Raw genomic sequence first — 22,173 nt, 5'->3', positions numbered from 1 at the left:
ATGTCCAACAACGTGTGGGTCATCGGGACCTCGATGACGCGGTTCGGCCGCTTCCCCGAGAAGGACCTCATGGATCTCGCGGTCGAGGCCACCTCGGGCGCCCTCAAGGACGCCGACCTCGACCTCGGCCAGATCGGCCTGCTGGCGCTGGGCAACGTGTACGAGACCAACTCGCACCACGGCCAGCGGCTGCAGAACCAGATGGGCCAGACCGGCATCCCGGTCTACAACGTCGTGAACGCCTGCGCGACCGGCGCGACCGCGGTGCGCGTGGCGATGATGTCCATCCTCGCCGGTGAGACCGATCTCGGCCTCGCCGTCGGCGTCGAGCAGATGGGCAAGATGGGCCTGATCGGCGGCAGCAAGCGCCGCGACGAGAAGAAGGTTTACACGCCCAAGGGCCGCTACGGCTCGGTCGTGAAGACCGAGGGCACGTTCGGCACGAACCTGATGCCCGGTGTCTTCGCGCAGGCCGGCACCGAGTACGCCCTTCAGCACGGGGTGACGCAGACTCAGTTCGCGAAGGTCGCGCACAAGAACCACCTGCACTCGACGCTGAACCCGCTGGCGCAGTACCAGAAGGAGTTCAGCCTCGAGGAGATCCTCGCCGCCGAGGTCATCGCCTGGCCGAACACGCTGCCGATGTGCTGCCCGACCGGCGACGGCGCCGCCGCGGTGATCCTCTGCTCGGACGCCAAGCTCGCGACGCTCGACCCGGACGTCCGCCGCCGTGCGGTGAAGGTCTCGGCGTCGGTGCTCACCTCCGACCCCTACGTCGACGGCGGCCAGGTGCAGGCCGACATCAACACCCTGACCCGCAACGCGGCCGCGCAGGCGTACGAGAAGGCGGGCGTCGGCCCGGCCGACCTCGACTTGGTCGAGCTGCACGACTGCTTCGCGACCGCCGAGCTGGTGCACTACGACAACCTCGGCCTCTGCGAGCCGGGTGCCGCGGGCGAGTTCATCGACTCCGGTGCGCCCTACCGCGACGGGCGAATCCCGGTGAACGTCTCCGGCGGTCTGCTCTCCAAGGGCCACCCGCTCGGCGCGACCGGGGTCGCGAACATCTACGAGATCGTCACGCACCTGCGCGGCGAGGCCGGCGCCCGGCAGATCGAGGGCGCGAAGGTCGGGCTCGCGCACGTCATCGGCCTCGCCTCCGCCTGTGGCGTGCACATTCTCGAGAAGCGCGCCTGAATGACCCTCACGGCCGACACCATCCCCGGGACGATCGCGGACGTCCGCGAGCAGTTCGGGGTGTGGCTGCACGAGAACTCGGAGCGCCTGCGCGAGCTGTGCGCGCCGGGGCAGGACGTCGCGGCGACGTTCACGGCCCAGCGCGAGCTGCAGAAGCTGCTGTTCGACTCGGGCTGGATCCGGCTCGGCTGGCCCGCGGAGCTCGGTGGTCTCGGTGGCGAGATGGTCCTTCGCGCGGTCGTGGTCGAGGAGCTGTGCTCCGCCGGCTACCCGCCGCCGTTCTCGTTCGGGACGCAGGAGGTGCTCGGCCCGGCCATCGCGCGGTACGCGCCGCCGGAGCTGGCCGCGGACCTGCTGCCCCGGCTACTCAGCGGCTCGGAGTACTGGTGCCAGGGGTTCTCCGAGCCCGGTGCCGGATCTGACCTCGCGTCACTGCGGTGCAAGGCCGTGGCGGACGTCGACGACTGGGTCGTCTCCGGCGAGAAGGTCTGGACGAGCTGGGCGCAGGTGGCGGACCGCTGCCTGCTCCTCGCCCGGACCGGCGAACCCAACTCCGGCTCCCGCGGCATCACCGCGCTGATGATGGACATGGACACCCCGGGCATCGACCTGCGCCCGCTGGTCTCCATGAACGGCGACGCGGAGTTCTGTTCGCTCTACCTCGACGACGTCCGGATCCCGCGCTCGCGGACCCTCGGCGAGATCGGGGGCGGCTGGGCCGTCGCGATGACGATCCTCGCCTCGGAACGCGGTGCCGCCGCCTGGCAGCGCCAGACCTGGATGCGGGCGCGGCTGCACGACCTGCTCAAGCAAGCGCCCGACCTCCCGGCAGCCGTGGCGGGCGAGGCGTTCGAGCTCATCCATGCGCTGCGGCTGCTGTCGCGGCGCACCGTCCACGCGCTCTCGCGCGGCGAGGACATCGGGGCGACCCCGTCGTTCGACAAGCTGCTGATGTCGACGGCGGAGAAGTTCCTGTTCGCCGCGGCGCTGGAGCACCTCGGGTCCGCGACCCTGTTCGACGACGACCCGACGCCCGCCGGCTGGCGCAACGACTACCTGTACTCGCGAGCCTCGTCGATCTACGGCGGCGCCGCGGAGATCCAGCGCGACATCGTCGCGGGCCGGATTCTGCGGCTGCCGGGGAGGCGCTGATGTCCATCGACCGCACGGAACTCGACCTCCTGCGCGGCGCGCTGGAGGACCTGGCCACCGCCCACCCGACGGGCCTGCGCGACGCCCTGCGCGACTTCGGCTGGGCGGACCTGCTCGTCGAGGACCCGGCCGTCGCCGTCGAGGTGCTCTTCCGCCTCCAGGGTGAGCGGCTGACCGACGAGACCCTGCTCGACGAGGTCGTCCTCGCCGCGCTCGAGGGATCCGAGGCCGCCGCGGTCGTGCAGCCGCTGCCGGGTCAGGAACTGAGCAGCCGTTACGACTCCGAGGGCGTCCGCGTCGACGGGGTGTTCACCCGCCCGGTCGAGGCCGGCGCCACGGTGCTCGTGCCGTGCCGCGCCCTCGGCGGGACCGCGGTGCTCGCCGTCCCCGTCGACGGCCTGCTGCAGAAGGCGGCGCAGGGGCTCGACCTCGGCCGCCCGTGGGTGCGGGTCCGCGGCGACGTCCACCCGGGCGCGGTGGCGCACGTCGGCGGCGACGCCGCCTGGGAGCGGATGCTCGCGGCCGGCCGGCGCGCCCTCGCGGCGGAGCTGCTCGGCCTCGGCACACGGATGCTCGACCTCGCCGTCGAGCACACCAGCTCCCGCGTGCAGTTCGGGCAGGCGCTCGCGACGTTCCAGGTCGTCCGGCACAAGCTCGCCGACGTCCGCGTGTGGGGCGAGGTCGCCGAGCTCGCGTTCGCGGCGGCGTGGGAGGACACCGACCCGCTCGCGGCGACGCTCGCCAAGTCCGCGGCCGTCCGCTACACCGCCACCGCGCGCGAGCACGTGCAGCAGTTGCTCGGCGGCATGGGCTTCAGCTGGGAGCACGACTTCCACCGCTACCTGCGGCGCGCGATCGTGCTCGAGTCCCTGCTCGGCGGCGCGAGTGCGCTGCGGGCGGAGATCGGGACGTCGATCTGCGAGTCCGGGCGCCTGCCCGACCTCGCCGCGCTGTAGCCCTGTCGCTGTCCGAGAGGTCCGCCCGGTAGAAAGGCTGGTCATGAGTCCGACCGCGCTCGAGGTGCTGACCTCGGACGGTTTGCCCGCGGGTGTGGCCGAGCTGCGGCTGACCCGGCCCGAGCTGCTCAACCGGTTCGACGAGGTGCTGCTCGGCGAACTCGGCCCGGCGCTGACCTCCCTGGCCGAGGACCCGGGCGTCCGCGCGGTCGTGTGGACCTCGACCGGCAAGCACTTCTCCGCCGGCGGCGACACCGAGGAGATCCTCGCCTCCTACCGCGACCCGGAGCACCTGAGCGCCGGCGTCGAGCGCGGCAAGACGCTGTACCGGACGTTCGCCGGCTTTCCCAAGCCGCTCGTCGTCGCGCTGCACGGGCACACCTTCGGCGTCGCGACCTCGCTGGTGCTGCTCGCCGACGCGATCGTCACCACCCCGACCGCGCGCCTGTCCGACCCGCACGTGCACATGGCCCTCGTCGCCGGTGACGGCGGCGCGATCAGCTGGCCGGTGAACCTGCCGCTGATCAAGGCCAAGCGCCACCTGCTCTGGGGCGAGCCGCTGACGGGTCAGGAGGCCTTTGACCTCGGGCTGGTCTCCGACCTCGTCGAGGACGCGGACAAGGTCCGCGAGGTCGCGGTGGAACTCGCCGGCCGCGTCGCCGCGCTGCCGCCCGTCGCCGTCCAGCTGACGAAGGCGACGCTGAACGCCGGGCTCGCGAAGCGGGTCGACGAGCTCCTCGACGTCGGCTTCGCCAATGAGGCGATCAGCAACCGCACCGAGGACGTCGTCGAGGCGGTTCACGCGTTCAAGGAAGGCCGCCCCGGCCGCTGGACGGGCCGATGAGCACCGAGTTCGCCGACCAGCTCGCCCAGATCTGGGGCCGCGAGATCGGGCCCGCCACGATCGCCGGGCACGACGGGCTCGCGGTGTCGCCGCGGCCGACGGAGTTCGACCAGCTGCTGATCGGCGCGGAACGGTGGGCGGACCGGGAGTTCCTCGTCCAGGGGGACCGGCGTTTCACGCACGGGCAGTTCCGGGCCTCGATCCCCGCCGCGGCCGACCGGTTCGCGGCGGCGGGCGTCGGCCCGGGCGACCGCGTCCTGCTCCTGTCCTACAACTCGCCGGAGTTCGTCCTCGCGCTCTGGGCGCTGTGGTGGCTCGGCGCGGTGCCGGTCTTCGGCAACCGCTGGTGGAGCGAGGCCGAACTCGAGCACGCTCTCAAGGTCACCCGGCCGGTGCTCGCGCTGACCGACCGGACCGACTGGGAGCCGGAAGGTCTGACGGTCCATCAGCTGACGACGCTGACGCCGGCGTTCGACACCGCCTCCGACCGCGCCTGTGCCCGCGCGGGTGACGAGGACGCCGCCGCGCTGATCCTGTTCACCTCGGGCAGCTCGGGCGTCCCGAAGGCCGTCGTGCTCTCGCGCCGGGCCGTGATCGCGAACCAGCACAACCTGATGCTCCGCACCCGGCGCCTCCCGCAGGACCTCGACGCCTCGCGCCCCCAGGCCGTGACGATGGTGTGCACGCCGCTGTTCCACGTCGGCGGGGTCAGCAACATCCTGCTGGCGCTGCTCATCGGCACGAAGATGGTCTTCAACCACGGCCGGTTCGACCCGGGCCAGGTGCTCGAGCTGATCGAGGCCGAGAAGGTCCAGAGCTTCGCCGGCGTCCCGACGATGGCCGCGCGGCTCATCGAGCACGACGACTTCCCGCGCCGCGACCTGAGCTCCCTGCGCGCGCTGCCGATGGGCGGCGCCCCGGTGCCGGTGGCCCTGCTCGAGCGCGTGGTCGAGAAGCTGCCGCAGCTGCGCCGCGGCGGGCTCGGCAACAACTGGGGCATGACCGAGTCCGGCGGTTTCCTCACCGCGGCCGGCGCCACCGACCTGACCGAGCGGCCCGGCACGGTCGGACGGCCGCTCGCCTGCGTCGAGCTCCGCATCGACTCTCCCGACGCCGACGGCGTCGGCGAGATCGTCGTCCGCGCCCCGACGGTGATGCTCGGTTACCTGAGCGCCGACGGCTCCCTCGACGGCGTCGACGCCGAGGGCTGGCTGCGCACCGGTGACCTCGGCCGCGTCGACGACGACGGTTACGTCTACCTGCTCGGCCGCTCGAAGGACATCGTGATCCGGGGCGGGGAGAACATCGCCTGCGCCCACGTCGAGGGCACGTTGCTGACGCATCCTCAGGTCCGCGAGGCGGCGGTGTTCGGGCTGCCGCACGACGACCTCGGCGAGGAGCTCGCCGCCGTCGTCGTGCACGCGGGCGAAGCCCCGACGTTGGCCGAGCTGCGGGAGTACCTGCGGGCCCGGCTCGCGTACTTCGAGGTCCCGACCGCGTGGCGGATCACCACCGATCCGCTCCCGACGCTGGCGGGCGAGAAGATCGACAAGAAGACGCTGAAGGCGACGTTCGTCCGAGATCCGGAGTGAGTAACGGCATGCAACTGACCCCGGCCGACGAGTTCTTCACGCACCAGACCTCGCTGCCCCACGCGATGGTCGCGACCAGCGACCCGAGCTGGCGGGAGCGGTACTGGATCAGCGTCCAGGACGTCGCCGGGGGCGACACCGTCATGACGATCGGGCTGGGCAAGTACCCCAACACCGACGTGATGGAGGCCTTCGTCGCGCTCTCGCACGCCGGCACCCAGCGCAACCTGCGGCTGTCGCGGACCCTGCTGCCGCGCTCGACCGAGATGAGCGTCGGCCCGCTGCGGGTCGAGGTCGTCGAGCCGCTGCGGCACCTGCGGCTGGTGTGCGAGTCGAATGAGAGCGGCGTCGAGTTCGACATCGACTGGCGGGCGCGGACCGAGCCGCTGCTGGAGGGCCGGTTCTTCCAGATCAGCCGGGCGCGGGTCACGTACGACGCGATCCGCTACGTGCAGCACGGCCGGGCAACGGGCCGGCTGACCGCGCCCGGGTTGGACGCGACGCTGACCGAGGACACCTGGTGGGGCGAGCGCGACCACTCGTGGGGCACGCGCCCGCTGCCGCGGGCGCCGGGCATGCCGCCGGGGGAGCGCCCCGAGTGGCGGATGCTCCTGTTCGCGCCGCTCCAGCTGCCGGACTTCGGGCTGCACCTGTACCTGCAGGAGGCGCCGGACGGCCGCGCGGTGCATCTGTCCGCCGGTCTGACGCCGCTGGTCGGCAAGGACCCCGAGCCCGAGGCGATCGTCGCCGTCGAGCACGACCTGGAATGGGTCGCCGGCGCGCCGGCCCCGACGTTGTCCGGCGGCACAATCGTGCTGCGCCTGTCCGACGGCCGGGCGCTGGAGGTCGGGATCCGGGCGCTGCCGGGCCGCGCGCACCTGCGCGGCGGCGGGTACGAGGGCTGGAACGGCTGGTTCCAGGGCCACTGGCGCGGGGACGACACCGCCGAGTCCGACGTCTGGGACCTGACCGACCCCGGCCAGTTCTACCGCTACGCCAAGGCGGGCAGCGACCACCTCGTCGAGGTCACGCACAACGGGCAGACGGGCTATGGCATCGTCGAGTACATGGTGCTGCCCGGATACCACCGCTACACCGAGGCCCTGCCTCCCCGGAGGGACGCATGACTGAGCCTCACTTCTCCGAGAACCTCTTCGAGGACGACGTCGCCGATGACGAGGACATCTTCGAGGTCGACGACGAGTCGTCGGGGCTGAAGGCCCAGCTCAAGGAGTTCCTCAAGGACCAGCTCAACGAGGAAGCCGGGCCGGTGATCGAGGCGCCGCCGGTACCGATTGCGGGCGGCAGCTCGAAACAGCACTACAAGTTCGCGGTCAGCTGGTTCAACGGCACCAAGCGCGTCCGACGTCAGATGATCCTGCGTCAGGAGCCGGCGTCGGGCGTCGTCGACTCGGACATGCAGACCGAGGCGATCATCCTCAACGCGCTGCGCGGCGGCGACGTCCCCGTCCCGATGCTGCAGTGGTCGGACCTGCAGCCGGCGTGGTTCGACACCCGCACGCTGATCTTCGAACAGAGCCGCGGCGAGGCCGACCGGGCCGCGCTCCGCGACAAGGACCCCTTCAAACTCGGGCTCGAAGGCCGCATCGACCTCGCCCGCGCGATGACCGGCGTCCTCGCCGACCTCCACGCGCTGAATCCGGCGGAGCACAGCCTCGACCTCGTCCTCCCGTACCCGGACGACTCGGTGATGAGCGAGGTCAACAAGTGGGACTACGCCGTCGACAAGGAGCAGCTCGACCCGCAGCGGCTGCTCGCGCCGGCGCGCGACTGGCTGCAGGTTCACATGCAGCCCGGTTCGCCGGAGCTCTGCCTCGTCCACGGTGACTTCCGACCGGCGAACTTCCTCGTCGACGACGGCCGTCCGACGACCCTGCTCGACTGGGAGATGGCCCACCTCGGCGACCCCGCCGAGGACGTCGGCTGGTACACCTGCTCGCTCTACCGGACCGAGCACTTCCCCGAGGGCTGGGGCGTCGAGGACTTCCTCGCCCGCTACGTCGAGCGCGGCGGCCCCGAGCTCGAGCCCGAGCGAATCAAGTTCTGGCAGGTCTTCGCGGTCTTCAAGCTCGCGGTGATCGCGCTCCGCGCCGTCCGGAACGTCGAGTCCGGCGCGGTCGACGGCCCGAAGCCCCCGATCGACCGTGTGATCGAGACCCTGAACGCCGACATCGCCTGAGCTGCCCTTGCGTCCGACGATGTGGCGGCAATAGCGACCACATCGTCGGACGTCACGGGGTGTTTCAGTCGCCGGCGGCGGCGCGGAGGCGGGCGAGGACCTCGACGAGCTCCGCGCGGTCGGCGACGGAGGTCCCGGCGAGGCCGTACTCGAACTCCCCGAGCGCGGCGGAGGCCTTGCGGACCAGGGCCCGGCCCTCGTCGGAGATCGTGACCAGGGTGGCGCGGCGGTCCGAGGGGTGTGGGCCGCGGGAGAGCAGGCCACGGGACTCGAGGCGGTCGGTCGCGAGCGTCGCCGTCGTCGCGTGGACGAGCAGGCCGCGGGCGAGGCGCGAGACGGGGCGGGTGCCGGTCTCGGACAGCTCGAGGGTCATCAGCAGCATGTAGTCGGTGAGGTTGAGGCCGTGCTTCTTGAGCTCGTCCTCGACGGCGACGGTCATCAGGCGGTGGAAGCGCAGGACCGAGCTCATCGCGATGAACGCGTCCTCGCCCGGGCCGAGGTTCTGCTGGCGCCAGTAGTGGCGCGCCCAGTCGACGGGGTCGGAGTGGGGTTTCGCCCGGCCTCCGCCCTCGGTCGCGGGCTCCGCACTCATGCGCGCAGCTTATCGCGTACTCGAATGTCTATGCCATAATAGTTTACAACTAGACCATCTGCCGGAGAGCACGGAGGAGCAGCCATGGGGAACCTGGACGGACGCGTCGCGATCGTCACCGGAGCGGCCCGGGGCATCGGTCGTGAGCACGCGCTGCTGCTCGCGGCGGAGGGCGCCAAGGTCGTCGTGAACGACCTCGGCGGCGCCCACGACGGCACCGGGGCCGCGGCCGGCCCGGCCGAGGACGTCGCGGCCGAGATCCGCGCCGCCGGCGGCGAGGCCGTGGCCAACGGCGACGACGTCGCCGACCCCGCGGGCGCCGAGCGCCTCGTCCGCCAGGCCGTCGACACGTTCGGCGGTCTCGACGTGCTCGTGAACAACGCGGGCATCCTGCGCGACCGCGTCCTGATCAACCTGAGCGACGACGACTGGGACCTCGTGGTCCGCGTCAACCTGACCGGCACGTTCGTCTGCACCCGCGCCGCCGGCAACTACTGGCGTGAGCAGTCGAAGGCCGGCGTCGAGGTCGCGGCGTCGGTCATCAACACCACCAGCGAGTCCGGCGTCTTCGGCAACCCGGGGCAGGCCAACTACGCCGCCGCCAAGGCCGCGGTCGCGTCGCTGACGCAGGTCGCGTCGAAGGAACTCGCGCGCTACGGCGTCCGCGTCAACGCGATCGCGCCGCAGGCCCGCACCCGCATGACGGAGTCCGCTTTCGGTGACGCGCTCGCCCCGAAGGAGGGCAAGTTCGACCGGTTCAACCCGGCGAACGTCAGCCCGTTCGTGGTCTACCTCGCCTCCCCGCTGTGCGAGATCACCGGCGAGGTGTTCATCGTCGGCGGCTCCCGCGTCCAGCGCGTGAAGCCGTGGGAGAAGGACCGCGAGTGGAAGCTCGACACCGACGGCCGCTGGACCGTCGACGGCCTCGCCAAGGCCGTCGCCGAGGCCGGCGTCCCGCAGGGCAGCGGCTGGACGGCGAACCCCGACAAGGGCTGACGGGCGGCTTGAGAGGATCGCGGGATGAGTGACGCGAAGGCTGCCGCCAAAGACGAGGGCCCGACGATCCTGCTCGAGCGGGACGAGGACGGGGTCGCGACGCTGACCCTGAACCGGCCCGCCCGGAAGAACGGGATCCACCGCGGGATGGTGGACGCCGCGATCACGGCGCTCGACGAGGTCGCGTCCGACCACCGGAACCGGGTGCTCGTCGTGACCGGGGCCGGGAACGCGTTCTGCTCCGGCATGGACCTCGTCGAGCCGATGGCGCCCGACGAGCTGACGTTCATGCGCCGGGTCGGGATCCTCTGCCGGAACCTGCACGAGCTCCCGATCCCGACGATCGCGAAGGTCCGCGGCCCGGCGATCGGGTTCGGGGCGAACTTCGCGCTGTGCTGCGACCTCGTCCTCGCCGCCGACGAATCGACCTTCGGCGAGCTCTTCGCCGCCCGGGGCCTCGGCCTCGACGGCGGTGGCTCGTGGTCGCTGCCCCGGCTCGTCGGGCCGCAGAAGGCGAAGGAGATCGCGTTCTTCGCCCAAAGCCTGACGGGCAGTCAGGCCGCGGCCATCGGGCTGATCAACAAGTCGGTGCCGGGGGACTCTCTCGACGGCCTCGTCGCGGAGTGGGCCTCGACCCTCGCCGCCGGCCCCCGTCGCGCGCTGTCGATGATCAAGTCGCAGATCAACACCGCGCTGGAGACCAGCTTCTCCGCCGCCCTGGAGAAGGAGGCGGTCGCGCAGGCCCAGGCCGCCCGCGCCTCCGAGGTGAAGGAAGGCGTTCAGGCCTTCTTCGAGAAGCGCAAGCCGGACTTCCGCGCCGCCGACTGACCCGACCCCCCGTTCAACGCCCTTGGGGGTGTCACCCCTTGTCGACCAATCGGGCCCGGCGAACGTTGACAAAGGGTGTCACCCCTTGTCGACCAATCGGGCCCGGCGAACGTTGACAAAGGGTGTCACCCCTTGTCGACCAACCGGGCCGGCCAACGTTGATAAAGGGTGTCACCCCTACTGAAACGGGTGGGGCGTCAGAGGTCCATGAGCTCGCGGTAGAGGGCGTAGAAGTGGCGGATCTTCGTCTCCTGGTAGGCGCCGAAGGAGACGCCGGGCTTGTGCTCCACCAGGGTGTGGAGGCCCTTCTGGACGAAGCCGACGTTGTACTCGTCCTGGAAGAAGACGCGGGCGAGGGGACCGAGCTCGATCGCGTCGAGGAACGAGTCCTCGAGGCCGAGGCGGCGGACGGGCGCGTCCGGGGGGCGCTCGCCGAGGAACGGCGAGAGGACGAGGACCTCCATGAAGCAGGTCTCGGGGTCGAAGCCGTTGGGGCGGAACCGGTAGCAGGTCCGGTTGTAGCTGCCCCACGGGTGGAAGTTCGGGAACGCCGTGTAGAAGAACGTGTCGACGCACTCGGAGTCCGACAGCGTCTCGGCCTTGTCGCCGAGGGAGTCGAGCATCCGCTTGCGCGTCGCGGCCGCGATGACCGTGCGGGCGGTGGCGTCGTCCGGCAGCTCGAGGATGCGCGGGTCGTCGATGCCGAGACCCATCATCGCGTCGAAGATCTGCTGCTCGGTCGGCTCGTACGTCAGATGCGGTGACGGGGTCCCGCGGGGCGTGATCGCGCGGCTGATCCAGCCCCACGCGTCGTACTGGGAGTTCGCGTCGCCGATGCCGCGCAGCAGCTGCGGGTGGGTGGTGACGACGTGGAAGCTCTCCATGAAGGCCTCCTGCGCGACCTTCCAGTTGCAGGGGAGCAGCTTCTCGACGTGCGCCTCGACGTACCGTCCCTCGAGGTCCCAGTGGTCGAGCTCGGTGAGGCGGCCGAGGTAGTCCCGCAGCGGGACCTGGTCCTCGCTCAGGCAGACGAAGACGAACCCGCCCCAGGTGTCCACGCGGACCTGCGGCAGCGCGAAGCCCTCGTCGGTCACCTGCGGGAAGTCCCAGCGCGCCGGCACGCGCTTGAGGCCGCCGTCCAGGTCCCAGCAGAAGCCGTGGAACTGGCACGCGAGCTCGCCGGCCGGCCCGTCCTCGTGCCGCAGTTGACGGCCGCGGTGCAGGCACGCGTTGTAGAACCCACGCAGGACGCCGTCCTCGCCGCGCACCAGCAGGATCGAGAGGTCCGCGATGTCGTAGACGACCGTGTCGCCCGGGTTCGCGACCGCGGTCTCGCGGCACGCGAACTGCCAGACGGTCTTCCAGATCCGCTCCTTCTCCAGGACGGCGATGTCGCGGTCCAGGTAGTAGCGGGCCGCGATGTCGGCGACGCCGAAGTCCGACTCGCCCTCCGCGCGCAGGAACGCCGGCACCTCGTGGGTGTCCGCGTCGAGCAGGTCCTGGTAGCTCGGGCCGTTGGAACGGTCCGGTCGGGGCTGGTCGAACAGGCTGCGGCGCGGGCGCTGGGCAGGTCGCTCGGTGGGTGCGGTCATCCGGATCGCTCGCCTTCCACGCCGTCGTGCTGGGTGAACCCGACCAGGTGCCGGGACGCGGGCGTGTACCCGTGGGTGCCGACCCAGCGGCACATCTCCGGGTCGGCGGTGCGCAGGTCGCCCTCGAGCCAGAAGCCGCGGTAGTCGAAGACCCCGCGCCGGTCGCCCTTCGTGACCTCGACGCGGCCGTCGCCCAGCCCGGCGTAGATCGCGCCGCTGAAAGGGTGTTCGAGGCGGTGTGCCATGAAAATAGTCTAGCTCTAGACCAATCGCCGTGCCGATTCCGCGTCGGAGCCCAAGATCGGCGTGAGACCCTGACCGCGATGAACTCGCACGCGCCGGGCCCGACGTTGCCCTGGGAGGGCAAGGCCCAGCCCGCCGACAAGATTCTCGTCACCGCGATCATGATCAGCGGGCTCTACGGGCTCGCGACGATGCCGCTGATCCCGTGGATGATCCAGAACCATCCGGTCGCCCTCGCGGCGATCCGCGGCGGGATGACCGCGATCGTCAACCTCGGGGCGCTCGCCCGGGTCGACGAGGTCAGCCTCTGGGTCGCCGTGCTCGTCGGCCTCCCCGCGACCGTTCTGTTCGACTGGGCGTACTGGTGGGCCGGTCAGCGGTGGGGCGAGCGCAGCCTGCACATGATCCTCGGCGAGTCCCGCAAGACCGAGATGCGGCTGGCGAAGGTCAAGCGCCTGACGGTCCGCTTCGGCGCGATCGCCGTTCTCACCGCGTACTACTCGCCGCTGCCCACCGTGCTGATCTACGCCGCCGCCGGCTGGGCCGGGATGCGGCTGACGACGTTCCTGGTCCTCGACGTCCTCGGTGCGCTGCTGTGGACGAGCGTCCTGGCCGGTCTCGGCTACTGGGTCGGGCAGTCCGCGGTCGACGCCGTCGAGGCGTTCGCGGACTACACGCTCTACCTGACGATCGCGCTGGTCGTCCTCATCGTGATCCGGCAGATCTGGAACACCCGCAAGCAGTTGCGGGCCGCCTCCCAGCAGCCGGTGGAGTCGGTCGAGCCGGACGCCGCCCCGGTCGAGTAGACCCGGGGATCAGTCGATCCCGGTCCGCATTCCGTCCTGGGTGAGGTCGATCCACATCTTCTGGCCCGCCTTCGTGGCGGTGAAGGTGACGACGAACTTCGGGTCGGGCTCGAGGTTCAGGTCCCCGTTCCCGGGCGGGAGCTTGTCCGTGGCCCACCTCGGCGGACCGGACGCGGGGTCCTTGCGGGTCCAGCCGGCCTTCTCCAGGATCGCGATCGCGTCGGCGCCGCTCATGCCCTTCCAGAGCGCGGCGATGCCGCCCCAGTCCGGACCCTCGGCGGGGTCGCAGTTCAGGGTGTCGGCGGGCTTCATCCGCTCGACGCGGCGCAGCTTCTTCGCCGGGAACAGCGTCATCACGTGCTTGGCGAGCAGGGCGTTGGAGACCTCGATCGAGCGGGCGCACTCGCTCTTGGCGACCTTCGGCCCGCTCTTCTCCGGGTCGTCGCCCTTGATCAGGCCCTCGTGGTCCCCGGAAGGCTCGTTCTGCGCCCGGTCGCCCAGGGCCTTGGCGTCATCGGCGGGGACGAAGTCCAGCTGCCCGTCGATCGAGGCGCCGTTGTCGTCGCCGGCGCAGCCGCCCACGGCCAGCAGCAGGGCAAGGCCGCCCGCCAGGCACGCATTCCTCGTCCGCAGTACCCCGGTTCTCATGGCCCTACTGTGCCCACTCGGGGCCGCGCTACGGGGGAGGTTGGGCTCAGAAGCTCGCGTCGAGGAAGGCGGGAGTGCTGCGGTCGAGCGTGTTCGCGTGCAGTCGTTCGGCCAGGCGGAGCTCGGTCCGGGCGGCGGCGATGGCCCGGCTCAGGTCCTCGGCGACGCGGAGCTGCCGGGCCGCGATGGCCTCGGCGCGGGCTCGCAGGCGCTCGGGCAGGGGGCCGGACAGCTCGGGTGCGACCCAGTCCGGCCGGGGCGCGGGGAACTCGGCGGGGGCGCCCGAGGCGAGGAGCTCCTCGGCGCGGGCGACGTCCAGTTCGAGGGCGGTCAGGGCGTCGGACCAGGCGTCGTCCCACGTCGCGGGTTCCGCGGGAACGAGCCGGAGGGTGCGATCGGTCATGGCGACCCCCTACCCCACGCGGTCGACCGAAGCCGCCGCGGCCGAAACTTCCAGCGCGGCGGCGCGCCACGCTTCCGCGAGCGGCTCGACCAGCGTGCGGACGGCCGCGGTGCGCGCGGGGTCGCCGGAGACGTTCGCCCGGACCAGCTCCGAGTGCAGGAACGTGTAGAGCGCGGCCAGGGCCGGCCCGCCCTCCCACAGCTCGGGCCGCAGGCTGCCGGCCAGCTCCAGGACGATCTCCTGGGCGTGCAGCAGGTGGGTGTTCGCGGCGGCCCGGTCCCCGACCGACTGCGCGTCCGCGCCGCGGGTCAGGTCGAGCAGCAGGCGGTCGTAGAGCATCGTGACGAGCCGCGTGGGCGAGGCGGTGGCGACGGCGTCGTCGAGGAACCGCGCCCGCTGGGCGGCGATCCTCCCTCCGCCGTTGAGGCCCAGGGCGTTCGCCGTGGTCAGGCCGCTGCTCATCCGGGGCTCCCCGTTCGATGCTGCTGAATGGTCCGTCAGGAGGGGTGGTGTCACGACGAGCCCCACGTCGGCAGGGACGAGAGCTGGCCGGAGAGCCAGGACGACTGGTTCCGCAGCGACGAGAGCGCCGTCTCCATCGCGCTGAACTGCCGCACCAGGGCGGCCTTGCGGGCGGAGAGCCGGGTGTCCCAGTTCTCGATGCGCGTCCCGAGGTCCTTGATGGCGGCGTCCCGGCCCTGGATGGCGAGGGTGACCGAGCCGGACGTCGAGTCCGTCGCACCCTTCGCGACCGCGGCGAGCGAGGCGCCGACGCCGGCGGCGAGGGCCTGGGCCCGCGCAGGGTCCTCCCCCATCAGCTCGACGAAGCGCGCGCGGTCGAAGGTCAGGCGGCCGTTGCGATCGAGCCCGATGCCCGCGGTGCCGGGGGAGCCGGCGCCGGAGACGACGTCCACCGCCCCGAGCGTCTGCGACTGCAGCGTCCGGATCGTGGCCTCGCCGACCAGCGGCGCACCCTTCTTGCTCGCGGTGTCGTAGGCCGACTGCTTCGCGGCCTCGGCCAGCGCGGCGTTGGCGGCGTTGACCATCGCGGCGACCTTGTCCGCGATCGACGCCGCCGTCACCGCCGTGGACACCGACACCCCCGTCTCCTCCTTGCTCACGGTGAACGTGGTGCCGGGGAGGACGTCGGTGAACGTGTTGGTGGACGACTTCACGGTCAGGCCGCCGCCGAGGTCGATCTCGGCGTCGGTGCCGGTGCGGACGACGCTGGTGGCGCCGAGGCCGTCGAGCGTGAACTGGCTCGCCTCGCCGGTGTCCTTCGCGCTGACCTGGATCCGGTACGTGCCGGGGGCGACCTGGACGACGGTGGCCTGCAGGTCGAGCGAGGCGCCGTTGACGCCGGTCGCGCTGTTGATCGCGTTGATCAGGCCGGAGACCGAGTTGTCCGTCGCGGTGATCGCGAACGCCATCCCGCCCTTGTCCCCGGTGAGCACGACCGGCCAGGTCGGCACGATGTCGTTGATGTCGGAGAACGTCCCCGTCGCCAGCGAGTGCGACCGCGCCACGGAGGTGACGTCGAAGTCGAGCCGGCCGAGGGCCGCGGTGGCGGTGCTGCTCGCCTTGACCGACCCGGACGAGGACGACGTCACCGGCGTGGTCCAGGTGTCGGCGTCGGCGATCGCCTCGGCGGCCGTCGCGAGCGCGGCGTAGCGGGTGTTGATGCTCTGGTAGGCCGACACGGCGGCCTGGGCCTCGCTGACCTTGTTCTTCAGCGACGTCTGCGGCGCCGCCTCGGCCTGGACGAGCTGGTTGATCAACGAGGTGGTGTCCAGCCCGCTGATCAGTCCGTCGACCGACATACCGGCCATCGGGACCTCCTTCGGCTACTGGGAGAGCACTGCACGAGCGGTGCGCACGCCCCGGGGAGGTGTGGCCCCCTCCCCGGGGCGTCGCGCGTCTTACGGGACGACCGGCGCGATCAGCCGCGGAGCAGCTGCAGCACGCCCTGCGGCGCCGAGTTCGCCTGCGCCAGCATCGCGGTGCCGGCCTGGGAGAGGATCTGGCTCCGGGTGAAGTTGACCATCTCCGACGCCATGTCGGTGTCGCGGATCCGGCTCTCCGACGCGGACAGGTTCTCCACCGCGACGTTGAGGTTGTTGATCGTGTGCTCGAACCGGTTCTGGTACGCACCGAGCTGCGCCCGAGCGGTCGACACGTTCTTGATCGCGTTGTCGACGACGTCGATCGCCGACCGCGCGTTCGCGGTGCTGCTCAGCGACGCCGAGTTCACCCCGAGGCCGGCGCTGTCGAACCCGGTCGCGGTGCCGAGCACCGCGGCGGCGCCCGCCGTGGAGGTCTCGGCCAGGCCGAGCGCGGTGGTGAGCGAGTCCGTCGACGCCGCCAGCACGTTGATGCTGGACGACGAGCCGGTGGTCTCCGAGGTCAGCGTGATCACGCTGGCCGCCTGGCTCGCGATGTTCCCGGAGGAGCCGGTCGCGGTCTGGTACGCCGTGTTGATGGCGGTGACCACCGTCGCGGCGGTGGCGTCGTTGGCGACGGTGACGTTGAACGACGCCCCGCCGTCGACCGACAACGTCAGGGTGCCGCCGGTGTAGGTGGCCGGCACGGCCTGGCCGCCGGTGACCGTGGCCGCCGTCGCGGCGGACGCCGAGACGGCCGTGCCGAACGCCGCCGCGGTGAGGGCGACGTCGATGCGGTCGTCAGCGGTGTTGTTGGCGCCGACCTGGAAGTTGCCGCTGTACCCGGTGGAGCCGTTGACGCCCACGTCGAGCAGCTTCTGGCCGCCGAACGAGGTGGTCTTGGCGATGCGGTCCAGCTCGCCCTGGAGCTGGGCGAACTCGGTCTGGGCCGCGGCCTGGGCCTTCGCGTCCTGGCTGCCGCCGTTGGCGGCCTGGACGGAGAGGTCACGCATGCGCTGCAGGATCGAGGTGGTCTCGGTCAGCGCACCTTCCGCGGTCTGGACGACCGAGATGGCGTCCTGGCTGTTGCGGACGGCGACCTTGAGGCCACCGATCTGCGAGCGCAGGCCCTCGGAGATGGACAGGCCGGCCGCGTCGTCCGCGGCGCGGTTGATGCGGAAACCGCTGGAGAGACGCTCGAGCGACTTCTCCATCTGACCCGAGGTCACCGACAGGTTGCGGTAGGCGTTCATCGCCGAGATGTTCTGGTTGATGCGGAGTCCCATGATGGAGTCCTTTCCGAATGGGATGAGCGGTGGTGATCGATGCGGGCCGTCCGTGGCCCGACACCGAGGATTTCGGCCGCCGAAGCGGAAACCTGAGGAGTCAGGCGGTCTTCTGCTCGCCCGTCCGCGGACGGGTGTCGACCGGACGCGCGGACAGGCGCGAGCGGTAGTCACTGCGGGCCGCGACGGCGGCGTAGTACGCCTCGTGCCGCTTGGCCGCGCGTCCGGTGGACGCGGCGGTCGGCGCCGGCCGCTCCTCGGTCAGGGCGGCGTTGAGGCCGCCGCGCAGGAGAGTCAGAGCCTCGGCGCGCATCTGCGAGACGCGGGACTCCGTCACGCCCAGCTGGGCGGCGGTCTCCGCCATCGGGCGCTCCTCGAAGTAGTACTGCGTGACCACGATGCGCAGCCGCTCCGGCAGCGTCAGCACCGCGTCGTGCAGGTAGCCGATGCGCTCGTGCGCGAGCAGCTGGTCCTCGGGGCCGGCCTCGGAGGAGGGCGCGAGGGTCTCCACGGACTCCGGGTCGGCGAAGCCGTCGAGGGAGAGAACCACGGCGCGGTGGACGTCGTGCCGGCCGTCGGCGATCTCCGACACCTCGACGCCCAGGGCGGTCGCCAGCTCGACGTCGGTGGGCGTGCGGCCGAGCTCCGTCGTCAGCTGCGCGACGACCGCCTCCTGCCGGCGAGCCTTCGCGCGGACCGACCGGGACGCCCAGTCGGTGTTGCGCAGCTCGTCGATGAGGGCGCCGCGGATGCGGATGCTCGCGAACCGCGGAAACGGCACGCCGCGGTCCTCGTCGTAGGCGCGGACGGCGAACGCCAGGGCGGCGAGACCGGCTGAGGTCAGCTCCGCGCGCGACACGTGCGCGGGAACCTTCGCGAGAACTTCCGAGACCAGGTAGCCGACCAGCGGAAGGTTCTCGCGGACCATGGCCTCTTCGTCGATCGAGCGGGCCGACGGGGGCAGCGGCGTCGCGGTGGGGGAAAGCAAAGAGTTGGTCACGAGGGCCTTCTCGGCCCCTTAAGGCCCGGGACTGAAGGCCCAGGTCACCGCCCGTGTCCGGTCACGTTCCGTAGTGCCCGTTTTGTGCCGAGAACTCGGGACCAAAGTCCCGAGCGACACGCCGGAGCGGTTCCCCTCAGGTGGGGTGGAACCGCGCCGATAGGTCCCCTGACACGACACCGGTGAAGGGTGAAGGGCGATGGGTCTCGCCGAGGTCTCCACGATTCTCTGGCGCGAGCGCGAGCTTCTGGAGCTCTTGCTGTTCAAGCTCGAGGAGGAGCAGCTCGTCCTCACATCAGGCCGCTCACGCTGGCTGGCGCGTGCGACGAAGGAGGTCGAGATCGTGCTCGCGGAGATCCGCCGCACGGAACTCGCCCGGGCCACCGCCGTCGACGAGGCCGCCGAGGCGCTCGGCCTGGCGCCGAACCCGAGCCTGGCCGCCCTCGCCGACGCCTGCGCGGAGCCGTGGGCCGGCATCCTGCGGGACCACCGCACGTCCTTCCACGCCCTGACCGCCGAGATCACCGCGCTCGCCAACAGCAACCGCGACCTGATCACCGCCGGCAAGCAGGCGACGGAGGAGACCATCCGGATGCTGATGGCCCTGAACTCCAAGGGCGACGACGTCCCGACCTACTCCCCGAGCGGCGCGGCCAGTGCCTCGGTTCCCCGGGCCCGGCTGATCAACGAGGCCCTGTGACCAGCTTCTCGGGCCTGTCCACCGCGCTCACCGGCCTGCAGGCCGCGCGGCGCGGTCTGGACGTCACGGGCCAGAACATCGCCAATGCCAACACCGACGGTTACACCCGGCAGCGGGTCGTGCAGCAGTCGGTCGGGGCGCCGGAGGTGCCGGCGCTGTGGGCGACCTACGACGGCGGCGGGGGCGGCGTCCGCGTCACGGACATCGCGCGCCTCTCGGACGACTTCCTCACCGCGCGCGCCCGGAGCGAGTCCGGGACGCTCTCTCAGCTGACGGCGCGTCAGGCCACGATGGCCGGCGTCGAGTCGGTGCTGGGGGAGCCCGGCGACACCGGCATCGCCTCGCAGCTCTCGGACCTGTGGGCCGCGTGGCACGACGTCGCGAACCGGCCCGGCGACCTCGCCGCGCGTGCTCAGCTCCTCGCGCGCACCACGACGGCGGCCGACGGTTTCCGCGCCGCGCACCTCAAGCTCGACACCCAGTGGTCGGCGGGGCGCGAGCAGCTCGCGGTCGCCGTCGACCAGGTGAACATCACGGCGGCGAACGTCGCCGAGCTGAACCAGGCGATCCTGCGCAGCACGCAGGCCGGCATCCCGGTCAACGAGCTGCGCGACCAGCGGGACCAGCTGATCAACTCCCTCGCGCAGGCGACCGGGGCGGTCGCGCGGGCGGGCGAGAACGGCACGATCGACGTCTACCTCGGCGGGATCGCGCTCGTCCGCGGCGACCGGGCGGAGACGCTGGCGGTCAGTGGGGCGACGTCGATGACCGACCTGCGTTCCGGCCCAAGCCCGGCACCGTCGGTCACGTGGACGTCGATCGGTACGCCGGCCGTGCTCGGGGGCAGCATCGGCGGGCAGGTCGAGGCGCTCGGTGTCACGATCCCGAAGTACGCCGACGACCTCGACGCGGTCGCGTTCGCGCTGCGGGACACCGTCAACGCCGCGCACGCCGCGGGTTACGACCTCGACGGCAACGCCGGCGTCGCGATGTTCTCCGCGACGGCGACCGCGAAGGACATCGCGAACCTGGTGACGGACCCGCGGATGGTCGCGGCCTCCGCGCAGGCGCCGAACCCGGATCCCTCGCTCGACGGCAGCAACGCGTCCGTGCTCGCCGAGATCGGTCGCGGTGCGAGCTCACCTGACGACGTCTACCGCCGATTGGTGGTCGACGTCGGAGCGGCGGCGCAGGCGGCGAACCGCCGGCAGTCGATCCAGGCGTCGGTCTCCACGCAGGCGGCAGCCGCGCTGGAGTCCGCGGTCGGGGTGAACGTCGACGAGGAGATGGTGGGCCTGCTCAGCTATCAGCGCGCGTACGAGGCGGCCGCGCGCGTCATCACAGCGATCGACGAGGCGCTCGACGTCCTGATCAACCGCACCGGCTTGGTGGGGAGGTAACGCATGACCATCGGACGCATCACCCAGCGCTCGATCGCTACGACCACGTTGGCGGGGTTGCAGAACAACCTGACCCGGCTCAGCGGCATCCAGCAGCAGCTCTCGAGCGGCAAGCTGATCTCGAAGCCGTCGGACTCCCCGACCGGCACGGTCTCCGCGATGCAGATGCGCGCCGAGATCCGCGACAACACGCAGTGGTCGCGCAACGCCGACGACGGCCTCGGCTGGCTCGGCACCATCGACCAGAGCCTGACGAGTTCGCTGTCGTCCGTCCGGCGCGCGCGCGACCTCACGCTGACCGGCCTGAACTCCGGCGCGGCCTCGGCCAACTCGGGCGAGGCGCTGGCCGCGGAGATCGACCAGCTCCGGCAGGGCCTGATCGGCCTGGCGAACACGCGCTACCTCGACCGCCCCGTTTTCGGCGGGACGACGGGTGGGGTGCAGGCGTACGACGCGTCCGGCACCTACGTCGGTCCGGCGGCCTCCCCGCCGATCCTGCGGACGGTCGGGGCCAACGCGACGGTGCGTGTCGACCAGACCGGTCCGGAGGTGTTCGGGCCCGCGGGGGCGGACCTGTTCACCGTCCTCGACGACATCTCGACCGCCCTCCGCGCCGGCGACCACGCCGCGCTGAACACCGGTCTCGGTGACCTCGACTCGGCGATGAAGCGGATCGCCGGCAAGGTCGCGGAGGTCGGCGCCGCCTACAACCGCGTGGAGCAGATGCGTACCGCCGCCGACGACCGGATCCTGACGTTGAAGGCCTCGCTGTCGGACGTCGAGGACGTCGACCTGCCGGCCACGCTCGTCGAGCTCTCGCTGGCGCAGGTCGCGCAGCAGGCGGCGCTGGCCGCCACCGAACGGGTCGTCACCCCTTCGCTCGTGGACTTCCTCCGATGACCGCGGCGGTGGAGATGCTTTCCGAAGCTCAGACCGGCACCGAGGCCGAGGCTGTGCCGGCGCTGGAGTTCGTCGGTCCGATCGCGGGATTCCCGGGGCACCGGAGCTTCGTGCTCACCGAGATCGACCCCGCGTCGATCGTGTGTGCGCTGCAGTCGCTGGAGGACCGCGAGGTGCGGTTCCTGGTCATGCCGCCCGGTCCGGTGTTCCCCGACTATGCCCCGGAGATCAGTGACGACTGGGCCGAGACGCTCGGCCTGACCCGGGCCGAGGACGCGCTCGTGCTCGTCATCGTGAACGCCGGGGCGTCGATCGCCGACGCGACGGCGAACCTGATGGCGCCGATCATCGTCAACACGGTGACCCTGCGCGCGGCGCAGGTCGTGCTCAGTGACCCGGAACTGCCGCTAAGGGCCGCGTTGTCCGCCGCTTGATGCGGCGCAGCAACGCGTCGACGGTCTGGTTCGGATCGAGGTCCGAGGTGTCGGTCGTCAGGTCGACCACCCGCTCGTAGAGCGGGTGGCGCCGGCGTACCTGCGCCCGGAGCTGGGCCTCGACGTCGACGTCCCAGGGACGGCCGGCGCCGGCGGTCGCGCGCGCGGCCAGGTGCTGCGGGTCGGCCCGGAGCCACACGACGAACGCGCGCTCGGCCAGGGCCCGCCGGCAGGCGGCGCTCTCGATCGTCGACGCCGCCGCCGTGATCACGGCCGGGGTGTCGACCGCGAGGACGTCGAGCAGCACGGCCGCCTCCGCCGCGTGCGCAGCGTCGAGACCGTAACGGGCCGTCAGACCGGCGGCGGACTCCCCGAAGCGCGCGACCAGCTCGCGGTCGTTGTCGTGGTAGGCCAGGCCGAGCCGCTGTGCCAGCGCCTCGCCGACCGTGGTCTTGCCGCTGCCCATGAGACCGACCAGCGCAATCCGTCGTGTGCTGCCCATTCCCTCCTGCTACCCGGGTAGG

General features: G+C 71.6%; 24 protein-coding genes. 14 read left to right on the top strand and 10 right to left on the bottom strand.

Going from position 1 to position 22,173, the window contains the following annotated elements; translation table 11 throughout:
* Genes SPOPO_RS0104905 through SPOPO_RS0104875 form a run of 7 tightly spaced genes read left to right on the top strand, consistent with a single transcriptional unit; the run spans nucleotide 1 to nucleotide 7,941 of the window.
* Complete coding sequence (locus SPOPO_RS0104905) at nucleotides 1-1,197, top strand: thiolase family protein (protein WP_019873669.1); 1,197 nt, start codon at nucleotides 1-3, stop codon at nucleotides 1,195-1,197.
* Nucleotides 1,198-2,349, top strand: coding sequence for an acyl-CoA dehydrogenase family protein (locus tag SPOPO_RS0104900; RefSeq protein ID WP_019873668.1), 1,152 nt, complete (start codon nucleotides 1,198-1,200; stop codon nucleotides 2,347-2,349).
* Nucleotides 2,349-3,305: an acyl-CoA dehydrogenase family protein gene (locus tag SPOPO_RS0104895; RefSeq protein ID WP_019873667.1), complete on the top strand. Its 957-nt coding sequence runs from the start codon at nucleotides 2,349-2,351 to the stop codon at nucleotides 3,303-3,305. The genes SPOPO_RS0104900 and SPOPO_RS0104895 overlap by 1 nt, the downstream gene beginning before the upstream one ends.
* Nucleotides 3,306-3,348: 43 nt before the next feature.
* Nucleotides 3,349-4,149 carry an enoyl-CoA hydratase/isomerase family protein gene (locus SPOPO_RS0104890; protein WP_019873666.1) on the top strand — a complete coding sequence of 267 codons (801 nt, stop codon included), beginning with the start codon at nucleotides 3,349-3,351 and terminating at the stop codon, nucleotides 4,147-4,149.
* Nucleotides 4,146-5,741 carry a class I adenylate-forming enzyme family protein gene (locus tag SPOPO_RS0104885; protein ID WP_019873665.1) on the top strand — a complete coding sequence of 532 codons (1,596 nt, stop codon included), beginning with the start codon at nucleotides 4,146-4,148 and terminating at the stop codon, nucleotides 5,739-5,741. Before SPOPO_RS0104890 ends, SPOPO_RS0104885 begins: the two co-directional genes overlap by 4 nt.
* A gap of 8 nt (nucleotides 5,742-5,749) precedes the next feature.
* A complete protein-coding gene (locus SPOPO_RS0104880; protein WP_019873664.1) occupies nucleotides 5,750-6,868 on the top strand; it encodes an Rv3169 family protein in 1,119 nt (372 codons plus the stop codon).
* A complete protein-coding gene (locus SPOPO_RS0104875) occupies nucleotides 6,865-7,941 on the top strand; it encodes a phosphotransferase family protein (protein WP_019873663.1) in 1,077 nt (358 codons plus the stop codon). The genes SPOPO_RS0104880 and SPOPO_RS0104875 overlap by 4 nt, the downstream gene beginning before the upstream one ends.
* Before the next feature lie 64 nt (nucleotides 7,942-8,005).
* Here SPOPO_RS0104875 and SPOPO_RS0104870 read toward each other — a convergent pair whose 3' ends face one another.
* Nucleotides 8,006-8,533 carry a MarR family winged helix-turn-helix transcriptional regulator gene (locus SPOPO_RS0104870; RefSeq protein ID WP_019873662.1) on the bottom strand — a complete coding sequence of 176 codons (528 nt, stop codon included), beginning with the start codon at nucleotides 8,531-8,533 and terminating at the stop codon, nucleotides 8,006-8,008.
* A gap of 84 nt (nucleotides 8,534-8,617) precedes the next feature.
* Between SPOPO_RS0104870 and SPOPO_RS0104865 the strand changes: the two genes are divergently transcribed.
* Nucleotides 8,618-9,529 (top strand): SDR family oxidoreductase, encoded by a 912-nt coding sequence (locus tag SPOPO_RS0104865; protein ID WP_019873661.1) that lies wholly within the window; start codon nucleotides 8,618-8,620, stop codon nucleotides 9,527-9,529.
* Nucleotides 9,530-9,553: 24 nt separating this feature from the next.
* Entirely contained in the window at nucleotides 9,554-10,357 is an 804-nt protein-coding gene (locus SPOPO_RS0104860; RefSeq protein WP_019873660.1) for an enoyl-CoA hydratase/isomerase family protein, read from the top strand.
* 197 nt (nucleotides 10,358-10,554) lie between these two features.
* Here the strand turns inward: SPOPO_RS0104860 and SPOPO_RS0104855 are convergent, their stop codons facing one another.
* Nucleotides 10,555-11,949 (bottom strand): aromatic ring-hydroxylating oxygenase subunit alpha, encoded by a 1,395-nt coding sequence (locus SPOPO_RS0104855; RefSeq protein ID WP_019873659.1) that lies wholly within the window; start codon nucleotides 11,947-11,949, stop codon nucleotides 10,555-10,557.
* Nucleotides 11,946-12,194 (bottom strand): hypothetical protein, encoded by a 249-nt coding sequence (locus SPOPO_RS0104850; RefSeq protein WP_019873658.1) that lies wholly within the window; start codon nucleotides 12,192-12,194, stop codon nucleotides 11,946-11,948. Before SPOPO_RS0104850 ends, SPOPO_RS0104855 begins: the two co-directional genes overlap by 4 nt.
* A gap of 78 nt (nucleotides 12,195-12,272) precedes the next feature.
* Between SPOPO_RS0104850 and SPOPO_RS0104845 the strand changes: the two genes are divergently transcribed.
* Entirely contained in the window at nucleotides 12,273-12,998 is a 726-nt protein-coding gene (locus SPOPO_RS0104845; RefSeq protein WP_019873657.1) for a DedA family protein, read from the top strand.
* 9 nt (nucleotides 12,999-13,007) lie between these two features.
* Here the strand turns inward: SPOPO_RS0104845 and SPOPO_RS0104840 are convergent, their stop codons facing one another.
* The 6 genes from SPOPO_RS0104840 to SPOPO_RS27785 all read right to left on the bottom strand — a co-directional run bounded on the left by SPOPO_RS0104840 (nucleotide 13,008) and on the right by SPOPO_RS27785 (nucleotide 18,143).
* Nucleotides 13,008-13,646: a hypothetical protein gene (locus SPOPO_RS0104840; RefSeq protein WP_156869569.1), complete on the bottom strand. Its 639-nt coding sequence runs from the start codon at nucleotides 13,644-13,646 to the stop codon at nucleotides 13,008-13,010.
* Between the two features lie 46 nt (nucleotides 13,647-13,692).
* The gene (locus tag SPOPO_RS0104835) at nucleotides 13,693-14,049 is read right to left on the bottom strand and encodes a hypothetical protein (RefSeq protein WP_019873655.1); all 357 of its coding nucleotides are present in this window, start codon (nucleotides 14,047-14,049) and stop codon (nucleotides 13,693-13,695) included.
* A gap of 9 nt (nucleotides 14,050-14,058) precedes the next feature.
* Nucleotides 14,059-14,511, bottom strand: a complete 453-nt coding sequence (gene fliS, locus SPOPO_RS0104830; protein WP_019873654.1) for a flagellar export chaperone FliS — start codon at nucleotides 14,509-14,511, stop codon at nucleotides 14,059-14,061.
* A 50-nt stretch (nucleotides 14,512-14,561) separates the two neighbouring features.
* On the bottom strand, nucleotides 14,562-15,878 hold the full coding sequence (gene fliD, locus SPOPO_RS0104825; RefSeq protein ID WP_019873653.1) for a flagellar filament capping protein FliD: 1,317 nt from the start codon (nucleotides 15,876-15,878) through the stop codon (nucleotides 14,562-14,564).
* Nucleotides 15,879-15,988: 110 nt separating this feature from the next.
* The gene (locus SPOPO_RS35835) at nucleotides 15,989-17,215 is read right to left on the bottom strand and encodes a flagellin N-terminal helical domain-containing protein (RefSeq protein WP_019873652.1); all 1,227 of its coding nucleotides are present in this window, start codon (nucleotides 17,213-17,215) and stop codon (nucleotides 15,989-15,991) included.
* 100 nt (nucleotides 17,216-17,315) lie between these two features.
* Nucleotides 17,316-18,143 (bottom strand): sigma-70 family RNA polymerase sigma factor, encoded by an 828-nt coding sequence (locus tag SPOPO_RS27785; protein WP_019873651.1) that lies wholly within the window; start codon nucleotides 18,141-18,143, stop codon nucleotides 17,316-17,318.
* Nucleotides 18,144-18,414: 271 nt separating this feature from the next.
* Between SPOPO_RS27785 and flgN the strand changes: the two genes are divergently transcribed.
* Genes flgN through SPOPO_RS0104795 form a run of 4 tightly spaced genes read left to right on the top strand, consistent with a single transcriptional unit; the run spans nucleotide 18,415 to nucleotide 21,649 of the window.
* Nucleotides 18,415-18,915 (top strand): flagellar export chaperone FlgN, encoded by a 501-nt coding sequence (gene flgN, locus SPOPO_RS0104810; protein ID WP_019873649.1) that lies wholly within the window; start codon nucleotides 18,415-18,417, stop codon nucleotides 18,913-18,915.
* Entirely contained in the window at nucleotides 18,912-20,315 is a 1,404-nt protein-coding gene (gene flgK / locus SPOPO_RS0104805) for a flagellar hook-associated protein FlgK (RefSeq protein ID WP_019873648.1), read from the top strand. The genes flgN and flgK overlap by 4 nt, the downstream gene beginning before the upstream one ends.
* Nucleotides 20,316-20,318: 3 nt before the next feature.
* Nucleotides 20,319-21,215, top strand: coding sequence for a flagellin N-terminal helical domain-containing protein (locus SPOPO_RS0104800; RefSeq protein ID WP_019873647.1), 897 nt, complete (start codon nucleotides 20,319-20,321; stop codon nucleotides 21,213-21,215).
* On the top strand, nucleotides 21,212-21,649 hold the full coding sequence (locus tag SPOPO_RS0104795; RefSeq protein ID WP_019873646.1) for a flagellar assembly protein FliW: 438 nt from the start codon (nucleotides 21,212-21,214) through the stop codon (nucleotides 21,647-21,649). Before SPOPO_RS0104800 ends, SPOPO_RS0104795 begins: the two co-directional genes overlap by 4 nt.
* Here the strand turns inward: SPOPO_RS0104795 and SPOPO_RS27780 are convergent.
* On the bottom strand, nucleotides 21,603-22,151 hold the full coding sequence (locus tag SPOPO_RS27780; RefSeq protein WP_019873645.1) for a shikimate kinase: 549 nt from the start codon (nucleotides 22,149-22,151) through the stop codon (nucleotides 21,603-21,605). The genes SPOPO_RS0104795 and SPOPO_RS27780 overlap by 47 nt on opposite strands.
* Nucleotides 22,152-22,173 lie beyond the last annotated feature (22 nt).

It is taken from the genome of Sporichthya polymorpha DSM 43042 (assembly GCF_000384115.1).
Taxonomy (GTDB): domain Bacteria; phylum Actinomycetota; class Actinomycetes; order Sporichthyales; family Sporichthyaceae; genus Sporichthya; species Sporichthya polymorpha.
The sequence above is the reverse complement of the archived record's forward strand: the minus strand, read 5'-3'. Positions and strand labels throughout refer to the sequence as shown.